At 51.6% G+C, this 17,850-nt stretch carries 14 protein-coding genes; 5 read left to right on the top strand and 9 right to left on the bottom strand.

Translation table 11 applies throughout. The features are described from left to right. Positions 1-13 precede the first annotated feature (13 nt). The 8 genes from rseP to rpsB all read right to left on the bottom strand — a co-directional run bounded on the left by rseP (position 14) and on the right by rpsB (position 8,008). A complete protein-coding gene (gene rseP, locus HV127_RS12745; protein ID WP_182236452.1) occupies positions 14-1,366 on the bottom strand; it encodes a sigma E protease regulator RseP in 1,353 nt (450 codons plus the stop codon). Between the two features lie 11 nt (positions 1,367-1,377). Continuing rightward, on the bottom strand, positions 1,378-2,235 hold the full coding sequence (gene cdsA, locus HV127_RS12740; protein ID WP_139537044.1) for a phosphatidate cytidylyltransferase: 858 nt from the start codon (positions 2,233-2,235) through the stop codon (positions 1,378-1,380). 12 nt (positions 2,236-2,247) lie between these two features. After that, positions 2,248-3,006 carry a (2E,6E)-farnesyl-diphosphate-specific ditrans,polycis-undecaprenyl-diphosphate synthase gene (ispU, locus tag HV127_RS12735; protein WP_181483504.1) on the bottom strand — a complete coding sequence of 253 codons (759 nt, stop codon included), beginning with the start codon at positions 3,004-3,006 and terminating at the stop codon, positions 2,248-2,250. A 242-nt stretch (positions 3,007-3,248) separates the two neighbouring features. After that, positions 3,249-4,448 carry a 1-deoxy-D-xylulose-5-phosphate reductoisomerase gene (gene ispC / locus HV127_RS12730; protein WP_182236450.1) on the bottom strand — a complete coding sequence of 400 codons (1,200 nt, stop codon included), beginning with the start codon at positions 4,446-4,448 and terminating at the stop codon, positions 3,249-3,251. 227 nt (positions 4,449-4,675) lie between these two features. Continuing rightward, a complete protein-coding gene (frr, locus tag HV127_RS12725; RefSeq protein WP_110272467.1) occupies positions 4,676-5,233 on the bottom strand; it encodes a ribosome recycling factor in 558 nt (185 codons plus the stop codon). Between the two features lie 203 nt (positions 5,234-5,436). Further along, complete coding sequence (pyrH, locus tag HV127_RS12720) at positions 5,437-6,162, bottom strand: UMP kinase (protein WP_110272468.1); 726 nt, start codon at positions 6,160-6,162, stop codon at positions 5,437-5,439. Positions 6,163-6,310: 148 nt separating this feature from the next. Then, positions 6,311-7,162 carry a translation elongation factor Ts gene (gene tsf, locus HV127_RS12715; RefSeq protein WP_110272469.1) on the bottom strand — a complete coding sequence of 284 codons (852 nt, stop codon included), beginning with the start codon at positions 7,160-7,162 and terminating at the stop codon, positions 6,311-6,313. 120 nt (positions 7,163-7,282) lie between these two features. Then, on the bottom strand, positions 7,283-8,008 hold the full coding sequence (gene rpsB / locus HV127_RS12710) for a 30S ribosomal protein S2 (RefSeq protein ID WP_110272470.1): 726 nt from the start codon (positions 8,006-8,008) through the stop codon (positions 7,283-7,285). A gap of 323 nt (positions 8,009-8,331) precedes the next feature. On the opposite strand from rpsB, the gene map reads away from it, so the two are divergent. From map to HV127_RS12685, 5 genes are all read left to right on the top strand, one after another. Further along, the gene (map, locus tag HV127_RS12705) at positions 8,332-9,126 is read left to right on the top strand and encodes a type I methionyl aminopeptidase (RefSeq protein ID WP_110272472.1); all 795 of its coding nucleotides are present in this window, start codon (positions 8,332-8,334) and stop codon (positions 9,124-9,126) included. A gap of 62 nt (positions 9,127-9,188) precedes the next feature. Next, positions 9,189-11,852, top strand: a complete 2,664-nt coding sequence (gene glnD / locus HV127_RS12700; RefSeq protein WP_182236448.1) for a bifunctional uridylyltransferase/uridylyl-removing protein GlnD — start codon at positions 9,189-9,191, stop codon at positions 11,850-11,852. 156 nt (positions 11,853-12,008) lie between these two features. Then, positions 12,009-12,833: a 2,3,4,5-tetrahydropyridine-2,6-dicarboxylate N-succinyltransferase gene (gene dapD / locus HV127_RS12695; protein WP_110272474.1), complete on the top strand. Its 825-nt coding sequence runs from the start codon at positions 12,009-12,011 to the stop codon at positions 12,831-12,833. Positions 12,834-12,940: 107 nt separating this feature from the next. Further along, positions 12,941-13,330, top strand: coding sequence for a DUF3461 family protein (locus tag HV127_RS12690; protein WP_110272475.1), 390 nt, complete (start codon positions 12,941-12,943; stop codon positions 13,328-13,330). A 182-nt stretch (positions 13,331-13,512) separates the two neighbouring features. Beyond that, positions 13,513-16,497 (top strand): putative mucin/carbohydrate-binding domain-containing protein, encoded by a 2,985-nt coding sequence (locus HV127_RS12685; RefSeq protein ID WP_182236445.1) that lies wholly within the window; start codon positions 13,513-13,515, stop codon positions 16,495-16,497. A 32-nt stretch (positions 16,498-16,529) separates the two neighbouring features. Here the strand turns inward: HV127_RS12685 and cdaR are convergent, their stop codons facing one another. Further along, positions 16,530-17,687, bottom strand: a complete 1,158-nt coding sequence (cdaR, locus tag HV127_RS12680) for a DNA-binding transcriptional regulator CdaR (RefSeq protein WP_110272476.1) — start codon at positions 17,685-17,687, stop codon at positions 16,530-16,532. Positions 17,688-17,850 lie beyond the last annotated feature (163 nt).

The following is a 17,850-nucleotide window of genomic DNA, read 5'->3' as shown; positions in this document are numbered from 1 at the left end:
CTAACAAACTCTCTTACAACCGAGAGAAATCATTGAAAAGTGCAAGCCCCATTAACAACACCAGCAATATTGAGCCAATGCGATAACTAAAGTCTTGAACTCGCTCGGATACCGGTCCGCCCTTCAGCTTTTCAATCGCTAAAAACAGCAGATGCCCCCCGTCGAGGACGGGTAGCGGGAACAAGTTGATTATTCCGAGGTTCACGCTAATCAGCGCAAGGAACATCAGATAGTAAATCAACCCAAACTCCGCTGACATTCCAGCCCCCTGGGCGATAGAGATCGGCCCGCTGAGGTTGTTCAGTTTGACATCACCGGTTATCAATTTACCCAGCATCCTGACCGTTAACGACATCAGTTGCCAGGTTTTATCCGTGGCTTCGGCGATGGCGGCAAACGGCCCGTACTGACGCACTGTCTTGTATTCATCAGGCAGCGGGATAACTTTTGGCACTACCCCTGCGAACCCTTCGGCCTTGCCTTTCACCGACTTCGAATCCGGAGTCAGGGTCAACGACAGCGACGAACCTTGTCTGTCGACCTCAAGCGCCAGCGCCTTACCCGGATTATCACGCACCAGATTAACAAACGTCATCCACTGCGTTAACGGTTGACCATCGACTTTAACGATCCTGTCTCCCGCTTGCAAACCTGCTTTCTGCGCGGCCGACTGAGATTGGACCTCAGCCAGCGCGGTATCAATCTGCGCGCTACGCGGCTTGATACCCAATGACGCCACCGGATCTTGCTTATCCGGTTCAAACGCCCAGTGGCGCAGATCGAGGATTTTATCCTGGCGTTGGTTAGTCCCGAAAGGGGCGACGGTAAGTATTGTTTGCCGATCGCCTATCTTCGCCACCAGCGCCATACGCACAGCATCCCAATCAGGCGTTTCGATGCCATCTATCGCTTTAAGTTCCGTTCCTTTTGCAATTTGTGCTTGCGCGGCTATCGAGTTGGGCGTTATATCGCCAACAACCGGACGAACGCCAGGGACACCAATAATGAAGACCAACCAGTAGGCAAAAATGGCAAAAAGGAAGTTGGCGATAGGCCCAGCGGCAATAACAGCAGCACGCTGACCAACGGTTTTGTTGTTGAAAGCGTAGTGGCGCATCTCTGGCGCCACCGGCTCGACGCGTTCGTCGAGCATTTTGACATAGCCGCCTAACGGGATAAGGGCAATAACAAATTCCGTGCCCTGCTTATCAAAGCGCCGCCAGAGTGCCTTACCAAAACCGATGGAGAAACGCTCAACGCGAATGCCACAGCGACGAGCTACCCAGAAATGGCCAAACTCATGGACGGTGATCAACACGCCCAGCGCAATAATAAAAGCAGCCAAATTCCAGAGAACGCTCAGCATAAAATTTTCCGTCAAATCGTCCTGAAAACTAACAAAAGCAGACACGCAAACACAGGGACCGCAGCCGTCAGGCTATCGATACGATCCAGAATACCACCATGTCCAGGAATCAGATTTCCACTATCTTTAATACCCGCTTCACGTTTGAACATGCTCTCGGTCAGGTCTCCAAGCACTGAAGCCAACGCGGCAACGACAGAACAAACCAGCAGGACCGTCGGTGTCACATCCAGATGCGCCCACCAGCCGTAAGCCCAGGAAATCACCGCGGCCGTCAGCAGACCGCCGAAAAAACCCTGCCAGGTTTTGCCCGGAGAAACCTTCGGCGCCAGCTTATGTTTACCGAACATTTTACCGAACATATAAGCGCCGGAATCAGCTCCCCAGACCAGGATCATCACGTACAGCAACCACAGCGCACCGCTGTAATGGTCATCGGCGTAATGCCAGGCGCGCAGCGCCAGCATGCCCCAAAAAAATGGGACAATGGTCAGGATGCCAAAAATCAGACGTAGCGTTTTTGAGTTACGCCAGAAGGCGGCAGAAGCGGGATAAGTCAGTACCAAAATAAGCGCAACTATCCACCAGCCAAATGATGCCCATAGCGACCCCTCAACCAGCGGTTGATGGACGTCATAATGGTATTCCGGCATCAGGAAAAGCATCAGCGCCAGCAGCAGGCCGCATAGCACCGACAGCCAGACTCTCTGCGTAGTTGAAGTGAACCCGCTAAATTGTCCCCATTCCCATGCGGCGAGCATACACACGACCAGCGTGACGATGGCAAAACCCGCGGGCGGCAATAGAAAAAGCGCCGCTATAACGACGGGGATTAAGACGAAAGCAGAAATCAGGCGATACTTCAGCAAAAGTGACCCCCATCAGGCATTGTTGCCACCCGGCTCAGTGCCGCCGAAACGACGCTCTCGATTAACAAAGGCATGGAGTGCACCTTCAAAGTCCTGTTCAGCGAAATCGGGCCAAAGAACATCTGTAAAGTAAAGTTCGGCATAGGCAATTTGCCAAATCAGAAAGTTACTAATGCGATGCTCTCCCCCGGTCCTAATAACTAAATCTACGGGTGCAAGCTCATTCATACAAACCTGCTGGCTCAGCATCTCTTCCGTGATTTGATCGGGTTGCAGCACCCCGTCCTGTACCTGTTGGGCCAAATGGCGAACGCCCTGGACGATATCCCAGCGGCCGCCATAGTTCGCAGCAATGTTCAGGGTCAAACCTGTATTGTTCTCAGTCAACGCCTCCGCTTTACGGATACGCTCCTGCAAACGTGCATTAAAACGTGTTGTCTCGCCGATAATACGCAGACGAACGTTGTGCCTGTGCAGGCTTTTCACTTCGCTATCCAGCGCCCAGACAAACAACTCCATCAGCGCACTGACTTCCTGCGCCGGACGATTCCAGTTTTCACTACTGAATGCGTATAACGTCAACGCTTCAATACTATTGTTCGCCGCGAAAGAGACGGCTCGACGAACAGATTTCGCCCCGGCTTTATGGCCAAAGGCGCGAATTTTTCCTTGCCGTTTCGCCCAACGACCGTTGCCGTCCATAATAATGGCAACATGACGACAGCCATGTGCGGACGACATTTCGCTGACAGTTTGATTAGCAGACAACATAACGCGTTTTAAGTCCATAATAAGGATTAGCTAAGCTACCAAACACGGGTCACCGGTCAGCGCTGGATACGCATTTTTATCCGGTACCGGAGCTACGGCCAATCGCAGAGAACAACCAAAAGCTTTACGCAAAAAAGCCGTGTCTTGCCACGGCCACCGTAATCTTTCACAACAAAATGCAACGATCGGATGGCGCAGACTATATCACTGAAGCCCAGCGCCCACAAATATCACAACGAGTATCAGAATTTGCTTCGAGACGCCAATATCTGGCTTGCGCAAGCCCGAGCCATAGCGTCAATCGCCAGTACTTCATCAATACTTTGCGGTTCATTCAACGCTTGTTGATCCAGCACTGACTGGTTAACCGCCGCGATATCGGTAAAACGAATATCGCCATTCAGGAATGCGGCTACGGAGACTTCGTTCGCCGCATTAAGCGCCGTTGTTGCCGCCTGACCCACATCAAAGGCATCCATCGCCAGCTTCAGGCACGGATAACGCCCGTAATCCGGCGTCGAGAAATTCAGGTTACTTAATTGACAGAAATCCAGCGGTTTTACCCCTGAGTTCAGACGCTTAGGCCAACCCATTGTGTGGGCAATCGGCGTACGCATATCCGGCTCACCGAGCTGTGCCAGGACGCTACCGTCCTGATAACGCACCATCGAATGAATCACTGATTGCGGATGGATAAGCACTTCCATTTGCTGCGCCGAAGCATTAAACAACCAACGGGCTTCGATATACTCCAGCCCTTTATTCATCATGGTGGCAGAATCGACAGAGATTTTACGCCCCATTGACCAGTTTGGATGACGACAGGCCTGATCCGGCGTCATTGCCGCCAGTTCGCCAATTGCCGTATCCCGAAAGGGTCCGCCTGAGCCGGTCAACAAAATCGACAGCACACCATTCTGCGTTAAGTCAGCGTATCCCAAATTATGTTGAATTGTTTCCGGCATACTCTGAAAAATCGCATTATGCTCGCTATCAACAGGCAATAGACGCGCGCCATGTTGCTGAACAGCATCCATAAACAGACGCCCGCAGGTTACCAGCGACTCTTTGTTCGCCAGCAGGACCGTTTTTCCTGCGCGGATTGCCGAGAGAGTCGGTACCAGACCTGCGGCACCAACAATTGCCGCCATCACCTGATCGACATCGTCCAGCGCAGCAACATCTGCCGCAGCCTGTTGACCGCTCATCACTTCAGTACGACTGCCGTGCCCGCGCAACCTGACCCGCAGCGACTCAGCGCTTTGCGCATCGTCCATTACCGCGTAACGAGGGGCGAACTCCAGACATTGTTCAACCATACGGTCGACATTTTTCCCCGCGACCAGCGCGGCGATGGAAAAGCTACCGGGGTTATGGCGCACCACATCCAGCGTGCTACAGCCAATAGAACCCGTCGAACCGAGAATGGTTAATTGCTTCATGAGACGTCCAGAAGAATTATGACAAAATAAAAAGCAAAACGCCGCCAGCAAGCCCCTATGCATCAATCATCGGGTTACAGAACGGAAGCATTGAACCTTTGACATGGCGCCAAAGGCTACAAGGCCAGCCGTCTAAACGCAATCCCGAAAATTGAGCGTACGGTCTCCTGTACGGCGTTTCAGACTTTACGTAGATCCATACTTCGAATCTACGTGTCGGCAGAGGATCAGAACTGCATCAGTTCCGCTTCTTTATCCGCCAGCGCCGCATCAACTTTCTTGATAGCAGCATCGGTCATTTTCTGCACATCATCCTGAGAGCGGCGATCGTCATCTTCACTGATCTCTTTCTCTTTCAGTAATGCTTTCACTTTATCGTTAGCATCGCGGCGGACGTTACGTACGGCAACGCGCGCCTGCTCGGCTTCGCCGCGCACAATTTTGGTTAAATCTTTACGACGCTCTTCAGTCAGCGGCGGCAGCGGAACGCGGATATCGGTGCCCGCAGAGCTTGGGTTCAGACCGAGGTCAGATGCCATAATCGCTTTTTCAACGGCCGGACTCAGCGAGCGATCGAACACGTTGATTTTCAGAGTACGGGAATCTTCTACCGTTACGCTTGCTAGCTGACGCAGCGGCGTCGGCGTGCCGTAGTATTCCACGACAATGCCATCCAGCAGGCTGGGAGAAGCACGACCCGTGCGTATTTTGCTGATTTGGGTTTTGAACGCTTCGACGCATTTTTCCATGCGTACTTCAGCATCTTTTCTGATATCGCTAATCACGTTACGAATCCTTGAAAACTTGTCTCAGACAGACCAGACGGTCGCCCACACAAAAGTGAGCTAAGTATAGTCATGTTTATGCTCAACGTCTTTCATACTACGGGTCAGCCGCAGTATTCCATCCACAAGCATGTTGAAAACCATCGGGCCATAAACCCGTAAAAGTAAGGCCGAATATTACCCGCATTTGACGCTGACGGGAATTATTCCGTAATTAATGTGCCTTCTTTTTCGCCCATCACCACACGGCGCAGCGCGCCTGGCTTGTTCATGTTGAACACGCGAATCGGCAATTTATGGTCACGGGCCAGGGTGAAGGCTGCAAGATCCATCACTTTCAGCTCTTTATCCAGTACTTCGCTGTAGGTCAGCTGATCGTACATGGTGGCAGAAGGATCTTTGGCCGGGTCAGCGGTAAATACGCCATCAACTTTCGTCGCTTTCAACACAACATCAGCTTCGATTTCGATACCGCGCAGGCAAGCTGCGGAATCAGTGGTAAAGAAAGGGTTGCCCGTACCAGCGGCCAGAATCACCACGCGGTTGTTACGCAGCAGACTGATGGCTTCCGCCCAACTGTAGTTATCACACACGCCGTTCAGCGGAATAGCTGACATCAGGCGGGCGTTCACATAGGCGCGATGGAGAGAATCACGCATTGCAAGGCCGTTCATGACCGTTGCCAGCATGCCCATGTGGTCGCCCACAACGCGGTTCATACCTGCTTTCGCCAGACCAGCTCCACGGAACAAGTTACCGCCACCAATCACTACGCCAACCTGAATACCCAGTTCAACCAGTTCTTTGATTTCCTGAGCCATACGGTCAAGTATGCTTGCATCAATACCGAAGCCTTCTGAACCTTGCAGAGCTTCGCCACTTAATTTAAGCAGAATACGTTTGTAGACGGGTTTTGCATTGGTAGCCATGTTTCTTTCCTGAGACTGTCAACGAATGAGATGAATTATTTCCGGCGACATTGTACGTCGCTTTCCAGCGTAGCCACCAGAGCGGTTGGCTGAATTTACAAGTTAGGCACAAAAAGAAGCCGCCCTCAGGCGGCTCCTTTTTTGAAAATTAAGACTGCTTGGACATCGCAGCAACTTCTGCTGCAAAGTCAGTCTCAACTTTCTCGATGCCTTCACCCACTTCAAAGCGGATGAAGCCAGTCACGTCAGCGTTGTGCTCTTTCAGCAGCTGAGCAACAGATTTGCTCGGATCCATAACGAAAGGCTGACCAGTCAGAGAAACTTCGCCGGTGAATTTCTTCATGCGGCCTTCAACCATTTTCTCTGCGATTTCTTTCGGCTTGCCAGACTGCATGGCGATGTCCAGCTGAACCTGGTACTCTTTTTCTACTACGTCAGCAGAAACATCTTCCGGCTTAACGAATTCAGGCTTGCTTGCAGCGATGTGCATAGCCAGCTGTTTAACCAGCTCAGCGTCAGCGCCTTTAGCCGCAACCAGAACACCGATACGCGCACCGTGCTGGTAAGAACCCAGAACTTCGCCTTCCAGGGAAGAAACGCGACGAATGTTGATGTTCTCACCAATTTTAGCTACCAGCGCAACGCGTTCTTCTTCGAACTGTGCCTTCAGTACTTCAACATCAGTGATTTTGCCTGCAACAGCAGCGTCCAGTACTTTGTTAGCGAATGCCTGGAAACCACCATCTTTAGCTACGAAGTCAGTCTGGCAGTTAACTTCCAGAATGATGCCGTAGGTGCCGTCAATTTTAGTGATGATCACGCCATCAGCAGCAACGTTGCCTGCTTTTTTCGCTGCTTTAATAGCACCGGATTTACGCATGTTTTCGATTGCCAGCTCGATGTCGCCGTTAGCTTCGGTCAGCGCTTTTTTGCAATCCATCATGCCTGCGCCAGTACGCTCGCGCAGCTCTTTTACCAGGGATGCGGTAATTTCAGCCATTCTTTAATCCTCGGGAGATTTGACTCGCCCGGTTCCAGGAACCAAACGAATTTAAAAGTGAAAAAGGGGCCGCTAAGAGGCCCCTATTTATACACGGTACTAAATAAGGGGATAACCTTATTATTCAGCTTCTACGAAGCTTTCTTCCGCTTGAGAAGCCAGATCCTGCGAACGACCTTCACGCACGGTAGTCGCCACAGCACCCAGGTACAGGGTAACTGCGCGGATTGCGTCGTCGTTACCCGGGATAACGAAGTCAACACCGTCCGGATCGGAGTTAGTATCAACGATAGCAAATACCGGAATACCCAGGTTGTTTGCTTCTTTGATAGCGATGTGTTCGTGGTCAGCGTCGATAACGAACAGTGCGTCCGGCAGGCCGCCCATGTCTTTGATACCGCCCAGGCTGTTTTCCAGCTTGCCCAGCTCACGAGTACGCATCAGCGCTTCTTTCTTGGTCAGCTTGTCGAAAGTACCGTCCTGAGACTGAATTTCCAGATCTTTCAGACGTTTGATAGACTGACGAACGGTTTTCCAGTTAGTCAGCATACCGCCCAGCCAGCGATGGTTCACGAAGAACTGGTCGCAGCTGTTAGCAGCTTCTTTCACCGCTTCGCTTGCAGCGCGTTTAGTACCAACGAAAAGGATTTTGCCTTTACGAGAAGAGATCTTGTTCAGTTCAGCCAGAGCTTCGTTGAACATCGGTACAGTTTTCTCAAGGTTGATGATGTGAACTTTGTTACGTGCGCCGAAGATGAAAGGCTTCATTTTCGGGTTCCAGTAACGGGTCTGGTGACCAAAGTGAACACCAGCCTTGAGCATGTCGCGCATGGAAACAGTTGCCATGTTTAAAACCTCTATATTAGAAAGTTGGGGTTAAGCCTCCACGTATCCCATATTACCGACCCCAAGGGGCACCCCGGAATATGTGCCGATACGTGTGTGTTGTTACACAAAGTGAGATTTATCGCTTCAGTCCATCTTGTGTATCTGAGAATGGAACGGAAGTCCGGCGCGCTTTATACCACAAAACCAACCCAGACACCAACTGTTGTTGACGTAGCGTGCTGTTAATGATTCTCAGTTTGGCAGCAGGACACCCGGACTGTTAACATTGATCGGACATAATCTATTATTGTCGAAAAAATCGACACTGCTGGACACTATCCATGGCTATTTCTATCAAGACATCTGAAGACATCGAAAAAATGCGCGTCGCCGGTCGCCTGGCTGCCGAAGTGCTGGAAATGATTGAACCTTACGTAAAACCGGGCGTCAGCACTGGCGAACTGGACCGCATCTGCAACGATTATATCGTTAACGAGCAAAAAGCCGTTTCAGCTTGCCTGGGCTATCACGGTTTCCCGAAATCTGTCTGCATCTCTATTAATGAAGTGGTATGCCACGGGATCCCGGATGACGAAAAATTGCTGAAAGATGGCGATATCGTCAATATTGATGTCACTGTGATTAAAGATGATTTCCACGGCGACACCTCGAAGATGTTCATCGTCGGCAAGCCAACCATCCTTGGCGAGCGCCTGTGCCGCATCACCCAGGAAAGCCTGTATCTGGCGCTGAAAATGGTCAAGCCAGGCATCAACCTGCGCACCATCGGTGCTGCGATTCAGAAATTCGTTGAAGCGGAAGGTTTCTCGGTCGTGCGCGAATATTGCGGTCACGGCATCGGTCGCGGTTTCCATGAAGAGCCGCAGGTTCTGCACTATGATTCAGCGGAAACCAACGTGGTTCTCAAACCGGGCATGACCTTCACTATTGAGCCGATGGTCAACGCGGGCAAAAAAGAGATCCGCAGCATGAAAGACGGCTGGACGGTAAAAACCAAAGACCGGAGCTTGTCTGCACAGTACGAGCATACTATTGTGGTGACAGACAACGGCTGCGAAATTCTGACATTACGCAAGGATGACACCATCCCGGCGATAATCTCGCACGACGAATGATGAAAAGCCGGCGCTAGCCGGCTTTTTTATGACGGGCGATAGTTTTTTCTTATGGTGGCGCGATGAGCAACTTTTTATCTGATACCGTCTCCCCTTCCCTGTCTGGCCAACCGGATAATCCAGACGACTGGTCGCAAAGCGATTTCAACTGTGCCGCCATTAAGGCGCATATCGATACATTCCAGCGCTGGCTGGGCGAGGCTTTTGATAACGGCATCGCCGCCGAACGATTAATAGAAGCACGAACCGAATTTATCGACCAGTTGCTCCAGCGACTATGGGTCGAATACGGCTTCGGCTCGGTCAACGATACCGCCCTGGTCGCGGTAGGCGGCTATGGTCGTGGCGAGCTCCATCCGCTCTCCGACATTGACCTGCTAATTCTAAGCCGCAAAAAGCTGCCCGATGAACAGGCGCAAAAAGTCGGTGAACTGCTGACGCTACTGTGGGATATCAAACTGGAAGTCGGCCACAGCGTGCGCACCCTCGAAGAGTGCCTGCTGGAGGGGTTGTCAGATCTCAGCGTCGCCACCAACCTGATCGAATCGCGCCTGCTTATCGGCGATGTCGCGCTATTCCTTGAATTACAAAAACACATATTTAGCGACGGCTTCTGGCCATCAGAAAAGTTCTTTGCCGCAAAAGTCGAAGAGCAGAACATTCGCCATCAACGCTATCACGGCACCAGCTATAACCTGGAGCCGGATGTCAAAAGTAGTCCTGGCGGCCTGCGCGATATTCACACTCTCCAGTGGATCGCACGCCGTCATTTTGGCGCTACTTCGCTTGATGAAATGGTCGGCTTCGGCTTCCTCACCGAGGCCGAGCGTAACGAGCTTAACGAATGCCTGCACCAGCTCTGGCGGATTCGCTTTGCCCTGCATCTTGAGCTAAACCGCTACGATAACCGCCTGCTTTTCGACAGACAGTTCAGCGTCGCCCGTCGCCTGCGCTATGAAGGCGAAAGTAACCAGCCCATTGAGCATATGATGAAGGATTTCTTTCGCGTCACGCGCCGGGTGAGCGAGCTGAACCATATGCTAATCCAACTGTTCGAAGAGGCGATTCTCGCTCTCACAGAGGATGAGAAGCCACGACCGATTGATGATGATTTTCAACTGCGCGGCACGCTTATCGACCTGCGCGACGACACGCTGTTTATCCGCGAGCCGCAGGCCATTCTGCGCATGTTCTATATGATGGTGCGTAACAGCAGCATCACCGGTATTTACTCCACCACGCTTCGCCATCTGCGCCACGCCCGTCGCCATCTGACGCAGCCGCTTTGCTACATCCCGGAGGCGCGAACCCTGTTCCTCAGCATGTTGCGCCATCAGGGCGCGGTAAGCCGCGGTCTGCTGCCAATGCACCGCCATAGCGTGCTGTGGGCGTATATGCCGCAATGGTCACATATTGTTGGTCAGATGCAATTCGACCTTTTTCACGCCTATACCGTTGATGAACACACCATTCGCGTCATGCTGAAGCTCGAGAGTTTCGCCAAAGAAGAGACCCGCAGCCGCCACCCGCTATGCGTTGAGCTGTGGCCACGCCTGACGCATCCAGAACTGATCCTTATTGCCGCCCTGTTCCACGACATCGCCAAAGGACGTGGCGGCGACCATTCGATCCTCGGCGCCCAGGACGTACTCAAATTTGCCGAACTTCATGGTCTCAATTCACGTGAAACCCAGCTCGTCGCCTGGCTAGTGCGTCATCATTTACTGATGTCGGTAACCGCTCAGCGTCGCGATATTCAGGACCCGGAAGTGATCAAGCAGTTCGCCGAAGAGGTACAAACGGAGAACCGTCTGCACTATCTGGTCTGTCTGACCGTCGCCGATATCTGCGCCACTAACGAAAACCTGTGGAACAGCTGGAAGCAAAGCCTGCTGCGCGAACTCTATTTCGCCACCGAAAAACAGCTGCGCCGGGGAATGCAAAATACTCCAGACATGCGCGAACGAGTACGCCATCACCAGCTTCAGGCGCTGGCGCTGCTGCGGATGGAAAATATTAATGAACAAGCTCTGCACCTGATCTGGAACCGCTGCCGCGCGAACTATTTCGTACGCCATACGCCGAATCAGCTCGCCTGGCATGCGCGCAACTTACTCCAGCACGATCTCAGCAAGCCGATGATTTTACTGAGTTCTCAGGCAACGCGTGGTGGCACCGAAATTTTTATCTGGAGCCCGGACAGACCGTACCTGTTCGCTGCCGTTTGCGGTGAACTGGACCGCCGTAACCTTAGCGTCCACGATGCGCAGATCTTTACAACACGCGACGGTATGGCAATGGATACCTTCATTGTTCTTGAACCGGACGGCAGTCCGCTTTCCGCCGACAGGCACGAGATGATTCGCCTGGGCCTGGAACAGACCATTACCCAACGTAGCTGGCAGCCACCAGCCCCGCGTCGTCAGGCGGCAAAATTACGGCATTTTTCCGTCCCGACGGAGGTTAACTTCCTGCCAACGCATACCGATCGAAAATCATTCCTTGAGCTGATCGCCCTCGATCAGCCTGGTCTGTTAGCGCGCGTCGGCCAGGTGTTTGCCGACCTCGGAATTTCGCTCCACGGAGCGCGAATTACGACAATTGGTGAGCGAGTAGAAGATTTATTTATAATCGCCACGGCAGACCGGCGTGCCCTTAATAATGAGCTGCAACAAGAAGTACAACAACGGTTGACAGAGGCCCTCAATCCAAACGATAAAGGGTAGCGAATTTAAATGTACATACACAAAGTCATTCGAGCTGCATCAAGGCGGCCAGGGAGAGAGTCTAAGGAGCTTACGATAGTAAGTGACTGGGGCGAACAAGCGCAGCCAACGCAGAGGCAGCTTGAAGGATGAAGTGTATAAATGGAAAGAGAAACGATGCAGCAATTACAGAATATTATTGAGTCCGCCTTTGAGCGTCGCGCCGACATCACGCCGGCAAATGTGGATACCGTAACCCGCGAAGCGGTTAATCAGGTGATTTCTCTGCTTGATTCCGGCGCACTGCGCGTCGCTGAAAAAATCGACGGCCAGTGGGTAACCCATCAGTGGCTGAAGAAAGCGGTTCTGCTCTCTTTCCGTATTAACGATAACCAGGTTATCGATGGTGCGGAAAGCCGCTACTTCGATAAAGTTCCGATGAAATTCGCGGATTATGATGAAGCGCGTTTCCAGAAAGAAGGTTTCCGCGTGGTTCCACCGGCAGCCGTCCGTCAGGGGGCGTTTATCGCTCGCAACACGGTTCTGATGCCGTCCTACGTGAACATCGGCGCATACGTTGATGAAGGCTCCATGGTTGATACCTGGGCGACCGTCGGCTCCTGCGCGCAGATCGGTAAAAACGTTCACCTGTCCGGCGGCGTCGGCATCGGTGGCGTACTGGAGCCGCTGCAGGCGAACCCGACCATCATCGAAGATAACTGCTTTATCGGCGCGCGTTCTGAAGTCGTCGAAGGCGTGATCGTCGAAGAAGGTTCCGTGATCTCCATGGGCGTGTACCTGGGCCAGAGCACCAAAATCTACGATCGCGAAACCGGCGAAGTGTTCTATGGCCGCGTACCGGCTGGCTCCGTAGTCGTATCCGGCAACCTGCCGTCGAAAGATGGCAAGTACAGCCTGTATTGCGCCGTTATCGTGAAGAAGGTCGACGCCAAAACGCGCGGCAAGGTCGGAATCAACGAACTTCTGCGTACCATCGACTAAGCAGTATAAAAAGCGGGAGGCATCCCGCTTTTTTTATATATTAAGCTGGCGAAGATAGATTTTTTCGTTAATTATTCAAAGATTACGATGATATCAAAGGTACCGTTATGTACGATAATCTGAAAAGTCTTGGTATTACCAATCCTGATGAAATCGATCGCTATAGCCTGCGGCAGGAAGCCAACAACGACATTCTGAAAATCTATTTTCAGAAGGACAAAGGCGAGTTCTTCGCCAAAAGCGTCAAGTTTAAGTACCCGCGTCAGCGTAAAACCGTTGTCGCAGACGGCATTGGTCAGGGATATAAAGAAGTCCAGGAGATCAGTCCAAACCTCCGCTATATCATTGATGAGCTGGATCAGATCTGCCAGCGCGATCGCACTGAAATCGATCTTAAGCGTAAAATCCTCGACGATCTGCGTCATCTGGAAAGCGTAGTTACCAATAAGATCAGCGAAATTGAATCCGATCTGGAAAAACTGACGCGCAATAAATAAGTCTGCTATGGGCCAAATACTGGCCCTGTTTTCCACCTTTCAGTCTCTTCTCCTACATTTTCTCATCATCAAACCTCAATTTTTCTTATCAAGCATCATTTCACATCACCTTACTATCCATATGAATTAATTAATCAAATACTTCATGTATGTTCATTTCCCACCTAAAAGGAGGTCATACGATGACACAGGAAATTGAACAAACATGTTATACGCTGCAATCTGCCCCCTGGCTGGATAATGCAGGTTTTCAAAAAGGGCGAGAACACGATCGTCAGGCGCTAGGCTTTATTCTGCCTGCCAACGTGCAATTACAGATTCGTCAGCCGGACGTCAGCAAGGGCAAAGCAAGGTTGCGCCTGCTATGCAACGATTCAGAAGGAGAGAAAACCATCACGTTGAGCACCAGTTGGCAAACGGTGAGTACAACTGTCGATACCGTCCCCTTTATTGATACGCTATTTACAGAACAACCTGGCGAGTTCATCGTCACTTACCAGCAACCCGCCACGACAAAACTGCTGCCGTGCTGGAAAATGGGGCAATCCGAAGATGAATTTTTCCTCTCCTGGGAGAAAAACAGCTCGGCGTTCGCGCTGGTGGATTTAGACGTTATTAACATGCTGCTGCCCTACGCCGATCGTGATAATGCGCTCAACGCTGGCCTGTCAACACTGCACAGCTACTACACCCAGCTCTTCAAGTACTATAACGAATGGGCTGGATTAAGTGACAATCCAGACTCGCCGCTGAATCAGGATATTGCCAACCGCTACTTTATCCATGCGGATAAACATGGTGTTGGCGCGGCCTACTATTCCTCCGGGTGGTGTGCGCAAACCTCCCCTACGATTGGTGAAGGCTGGATCGACAGCGTCTCAACACAGTGGGTTATTCTTCATGAGATTGGTCATGGGTATCAAGGCTCCTTTATGCAAGATACCGACCTTCCCACTGGCGAGGTATGGAACAATATTTACGCCTCTTACTATCAGCAGCTCATGCTTGGCCAGGATAACCGTCTTTATACCGGCGGTTGGCTATATAACTACGGCAAACTGGCCGCACAGGAACAGCAGTTAATCACCCATATTACCAATCAGGACCCCGTCAGCAGTTGGGGGCTACGTCCGCGCTTGCAATTCCTGATGCTTATGTTGCTAAAAGCTGGCACTAAAGCCTTTGTTGCCTTTAACCAAAATTATCGTCAACTGGCCAACGGAGACAACTTTCAGCCGATAGAACATCGTCTTGCCGATATGCTGGCGACAGCCATCGCCACCGCTTCAGGCTATGACGTCACTGCCTTTATCAACCTGTGCGGCTTGAAACTGAAAACAACAACCCAAGAAAAGGTCGCGTCACTGGCAACAAAACCGCTGTGGCCACTTTACGATTTATTGCCACAAAGTGAATGGGAAAACGCGCGCCAACAATTAGGGCTGGATTCCTCCGTATGGCTGGTCGATAACAGCCAGCTGGCAACATTAAACAAAACGGGAACGCTGGTTCTGACGTTCGATATCGATGATGCGCAACAGATTTATGGCCGCACGATAATCATCAAAGATAACTGCGGAACCCAATATTCCGTACCGATCAATGATGATACTTTGACACTAAACAGCATTCCTGTTGGCGTTTATCAGGTCGAATTGCCACAGGGCCGTTCGCAAAAATATCTGCCAAATATCAGCCATATTACTATCCGGGAAGGTGTTAATGCCGTTAGCGTAGTCTATAGCCAACGAAACGACACAAGCAGCCGTAATGTGACGCTGCGCTTTTTAGGTCTTGGTGACGACCAGTTTGCAACCCTTGACGTTGATTACGAAAATAAGCAACTGATTCTGGATATTACTGACGCCACTCCGCATAGCTACTTCCCGAATACGCTTTACGCCAGCGTCGCAGTGCTCTCCGCCAACGGCGAAAAAGTCTTTGAGCGAAAAATGAATGGGACCAGTTGCACCACAGGTAAAGTCATCATTCCATTCAACACGGAATATCATTTATATATTTATCATGCTGAGCCTGGACGCCTGAAAGCCTCTCCGACTTACCTGGCACTGGTCGCGCGTGAGAAATACCAGTTGCTACGTATCGATGATAATGGGCTCTACAACTTTATCCTTAACAATAATCCGGAAGAAGATTTACTGGCGACATTCCACCAGCAAGCCCAGAAAATACGTAACCAACCTTCACTGCTGGCACAAGAGAACTCTACGGCTAAAAACGATCTCTGGCTGATGCTGTCCCATTTCGAGGAACCTACCTATAGCGCGCAGCTCAAAGAGTATGCCGATGTGCTCCCTCAGGATAACGGCGAACCTAACGAGTTGACGGGAAAATGCATCACATTGGATCTGAAAGGACAAGGTAATAAGACGTTTTGCCAGATAGCCATTGATAACAAACAGCACATGATGACCATCGAGACGCGTTCCGGCACGCCGCATGCGTACTACACCGCTAATACCTACGCCAATATCACGGTGACAGAACCGAACGGTACCATAGCCTTTAATCGTAACTATGCAGGCGGTACAGACAATCTGGCAAAAAGTGAGGCGTTCGCTTTAGAGGAAAACATGATTATTGATGTTTTCCTTGATGAACCGTTCCGCTCCAGCGCCAGCAATGACACAACTCAGGGCACCATCACGCTAAAGAAAAACAACCGCTGGCGCGTAGTGAGCGATGGGCTGGAAGTCTATTCGCTAGCACCGGTTGATGAAGAGGAGGCCGCAGATACAGAGGAAGAAACGCGAGATGTGACCGCCTTGTACGGCGATCAATTCACATGGCAGCTGCTTGGCGACAATGATATCTGTTTTGCCAGCATGGATATGGATATCGGCAGCAAGCAGCTTACTTTTACCGCCAACTCCGTTGTGCCGCATAAAGACTTCACTACGACGTATACAACGGTCAACGTCTACAACACACGCGGTAGCGTCGTTTATCGCCAGTCAATTAAAGGCTCAGCGCAGCTTGGCGATTATATTGATACAGCAATACTGGATGAAGGCTACACCATCGAGGTATTCCATGCTGAAGCAGGAATTCGCTCGGCTATCATCAATCCGTTAAATAACAAAACCTGGCAACAACCTAATACCGTGACCTGGCAAGTCACGGCCCTCGGGTTGCAACGCCTGTAACATCAATCGCTCCCGCCCATGGCGGGAGTGTTTTAACGTTGCTCGTCCAGCTGTAAAGCAATATACAACAACAAACGGTCGTCAAAACTCCCCAGGTCCAGCCCAGTCAGTTCAGAAATACGATTCAGACGATATTCCAGCGTATTACGGTGAATAAATAGTGCCTTTGAGGTCGCTAGCGGTTGCACGTTGTGGCGGAACCACGCCTGTAGGGTACGCCGCAGCAGGCCGTTATTATCCATCGCTTTCAAACGAACCAGCGGACGCGCCAGCTCGTTGGCCTGCCAGCCGCCGCGCAGGCTATCCAGTAGCACCGGCAGCATCAGGTCCTGATAAAAATAGCTCCGACTTTCCGGCATTCGCTGTTTACCGACCATCATTGTGGTTCGGGCGGTACGGTAAGAACGTGCGATGCTACCGGGTCCGGTAAAGAAGTTACCCAGCGCCACACGAAAACGCAGCTGACCATTCTCTTTCATCCTGCTGATCAACTGCTCGACCCGTTTACAGTGATCTTCCGCATCCCAGCGGCCAAAAGCATTCAACGCAGGCTTCAGCACCACCATTTCGGTCAGCGAGACAATGGCCACCAGATTATTACGGTCCGGCGTCGTCAGCGCGGTTTGTAGCTGCTGTAGCTCCGCCATCGCGCTGTCTACGCCCAGTTGGCCACTATCTACTTCAATCATTGCGACAACACGCGGCTGATTCAGATCGATTCCCAACCGCTGCGCCCATTCGGTCAGCGCTGGGGTGTTTTCCTCGGCCTGAATCAGGTTCATCACCAGCTCTTCACGCAGACGGCTATCCTGGGCCAGAAGGTGCATCAGCCGCGACTGCTCCAGCATCATTTCAGCCGTCATACAGACCAGCTCACCGTATTTGCGCAGCGATTCCGGCTCGCCGGTCAGACCGATAACGCCGACGATTTCCCCCTCCAGACGCAGCGGCAGGTTGATGCCCTGGCGCACGCCGTGCAGATGTCGCGCCACGGCATCATCAATATCGACAACGCGCCCTTGTGAAAGAACCAGCAGCGCACCTTCGTGCAATTCACCAATCCGCTCGCGATCTCCGCTGCCGATAATGCGCCCGCGAGCATCCATTACGTTGATATTGGTATCAATGATGCGCATCGTGCGCGCCACGATATCCTGCGCCATTTTGGTATCAAGGTGCCAGCCAGCCATGTAACCCTCCCGTGAGCAGGTTACCAGCATAGAAGAGTTGGCAAAACGCTGCATTGTGCATTCGCACAAAGCAGGGGTGAGAAGTATGGAGTTGTGGAAGGGGTCACAGAACGCCAGACAGAATGACCCGCAGAGCAAAAAAAGCCCCTTGCCTCACAAGGAG

The organism is Klebsiella sp. RHBSTW-00215, assembly GCF_014103785.1.
Taxonomy (GTDB): Bacteria; Pseudomonadota; Gammaproteobacteria; order Enterobacterales; family Enterobacteriaceae; genus Klebsiella.
The sequence above is the reverse complement of the archived record's forward strand: the minus strand, read 5'-3'. Positions and strand labels throughout refer to the sequence as shown.

Excerpts from the sequence above, each read along its gene's own strand:
- tsf (WP_110272469.1), bottom strand. The coding sequence starts at position 7,162 with ATGGCTGAAATTACCGCATCCCTGGTAAAAGAGCTGCGCGAGCGTACT.
- HV127_RS12685 (WP_182236445.1), top strand. The coding sequence starts at position 13,513 with ATGACACAGGAAATTGAACAAACATGTTATACGCTGCAATCTGCCCCC.
- glnD (WP_182236448.1), top strand. The coding sequence starts at position 9,189 with ATGAGCAACTTTTTATCTGATACCGTCTCCCCTTCCCTGTCTGGCCAA.
- ispU (WP_181483504.1), bottom strand. The coding sequence starts at position 3,006 with ATGTTGTCTGCTAATCAAACTGTCAGCGAAATGTCGTCCGCACATGGC.
- pyrH (WP_110272468.1), bottom strand. The coding sequence starts at position 6,162 with ATGGCTACCAATGCAAAACCCGTCTACAAACGTATTCTGCTTAAATTA.
- ispC (WP_182236450.1), bottom strand. The coding sequence starts at position 4,448 with ATGAAGCAATTAACCATTCTCGGTTCGACGGGTTCTATTGGCTGTAGC.
- map (WP_110272472.1), top strand. The coding sequence starts at position 8,332 with ATGGCTATTTCTATCAAGACATCTGAAGACATCGAAAAAATGCGCGTC.
- HV127_RS12690 (WP_110272475.1), top strand. The coding sequence starts at position 12,941 with ATGTACGATAATCTGAAAAGTCTTGGTATTACCAATCCTGATGAAATC.
- cdaR (WP_110272476.1), bottom strand. The coding sequence starts at position 17,687 with ATGGCTGGCTGGCACCTTGATACCAAAATGGCGCAGGATATCGTGGCG.
- rpsB (WP_110272470.1), bottom strand. The coding sequence starts at position 8,008 with ATGGCAACTGTTTCCATGCGCGACATGCTCAAGGCTGGTGTTCACTTT.
- rseP (WP_182236452.1), bottom strand. The coding sequence starts at position 1,366 with ATGCTGAGCGTTCTCTGGAATTTGGCTGCTTTTATTATTGCGCTGGGC.
- dapD (WP_110272474.1), top strand. The coding sequence starts at position 12,009 with ATGCAGCAATTACAGAATATTATTGAGTCCGCCTTTGAGCGTCGCGCC.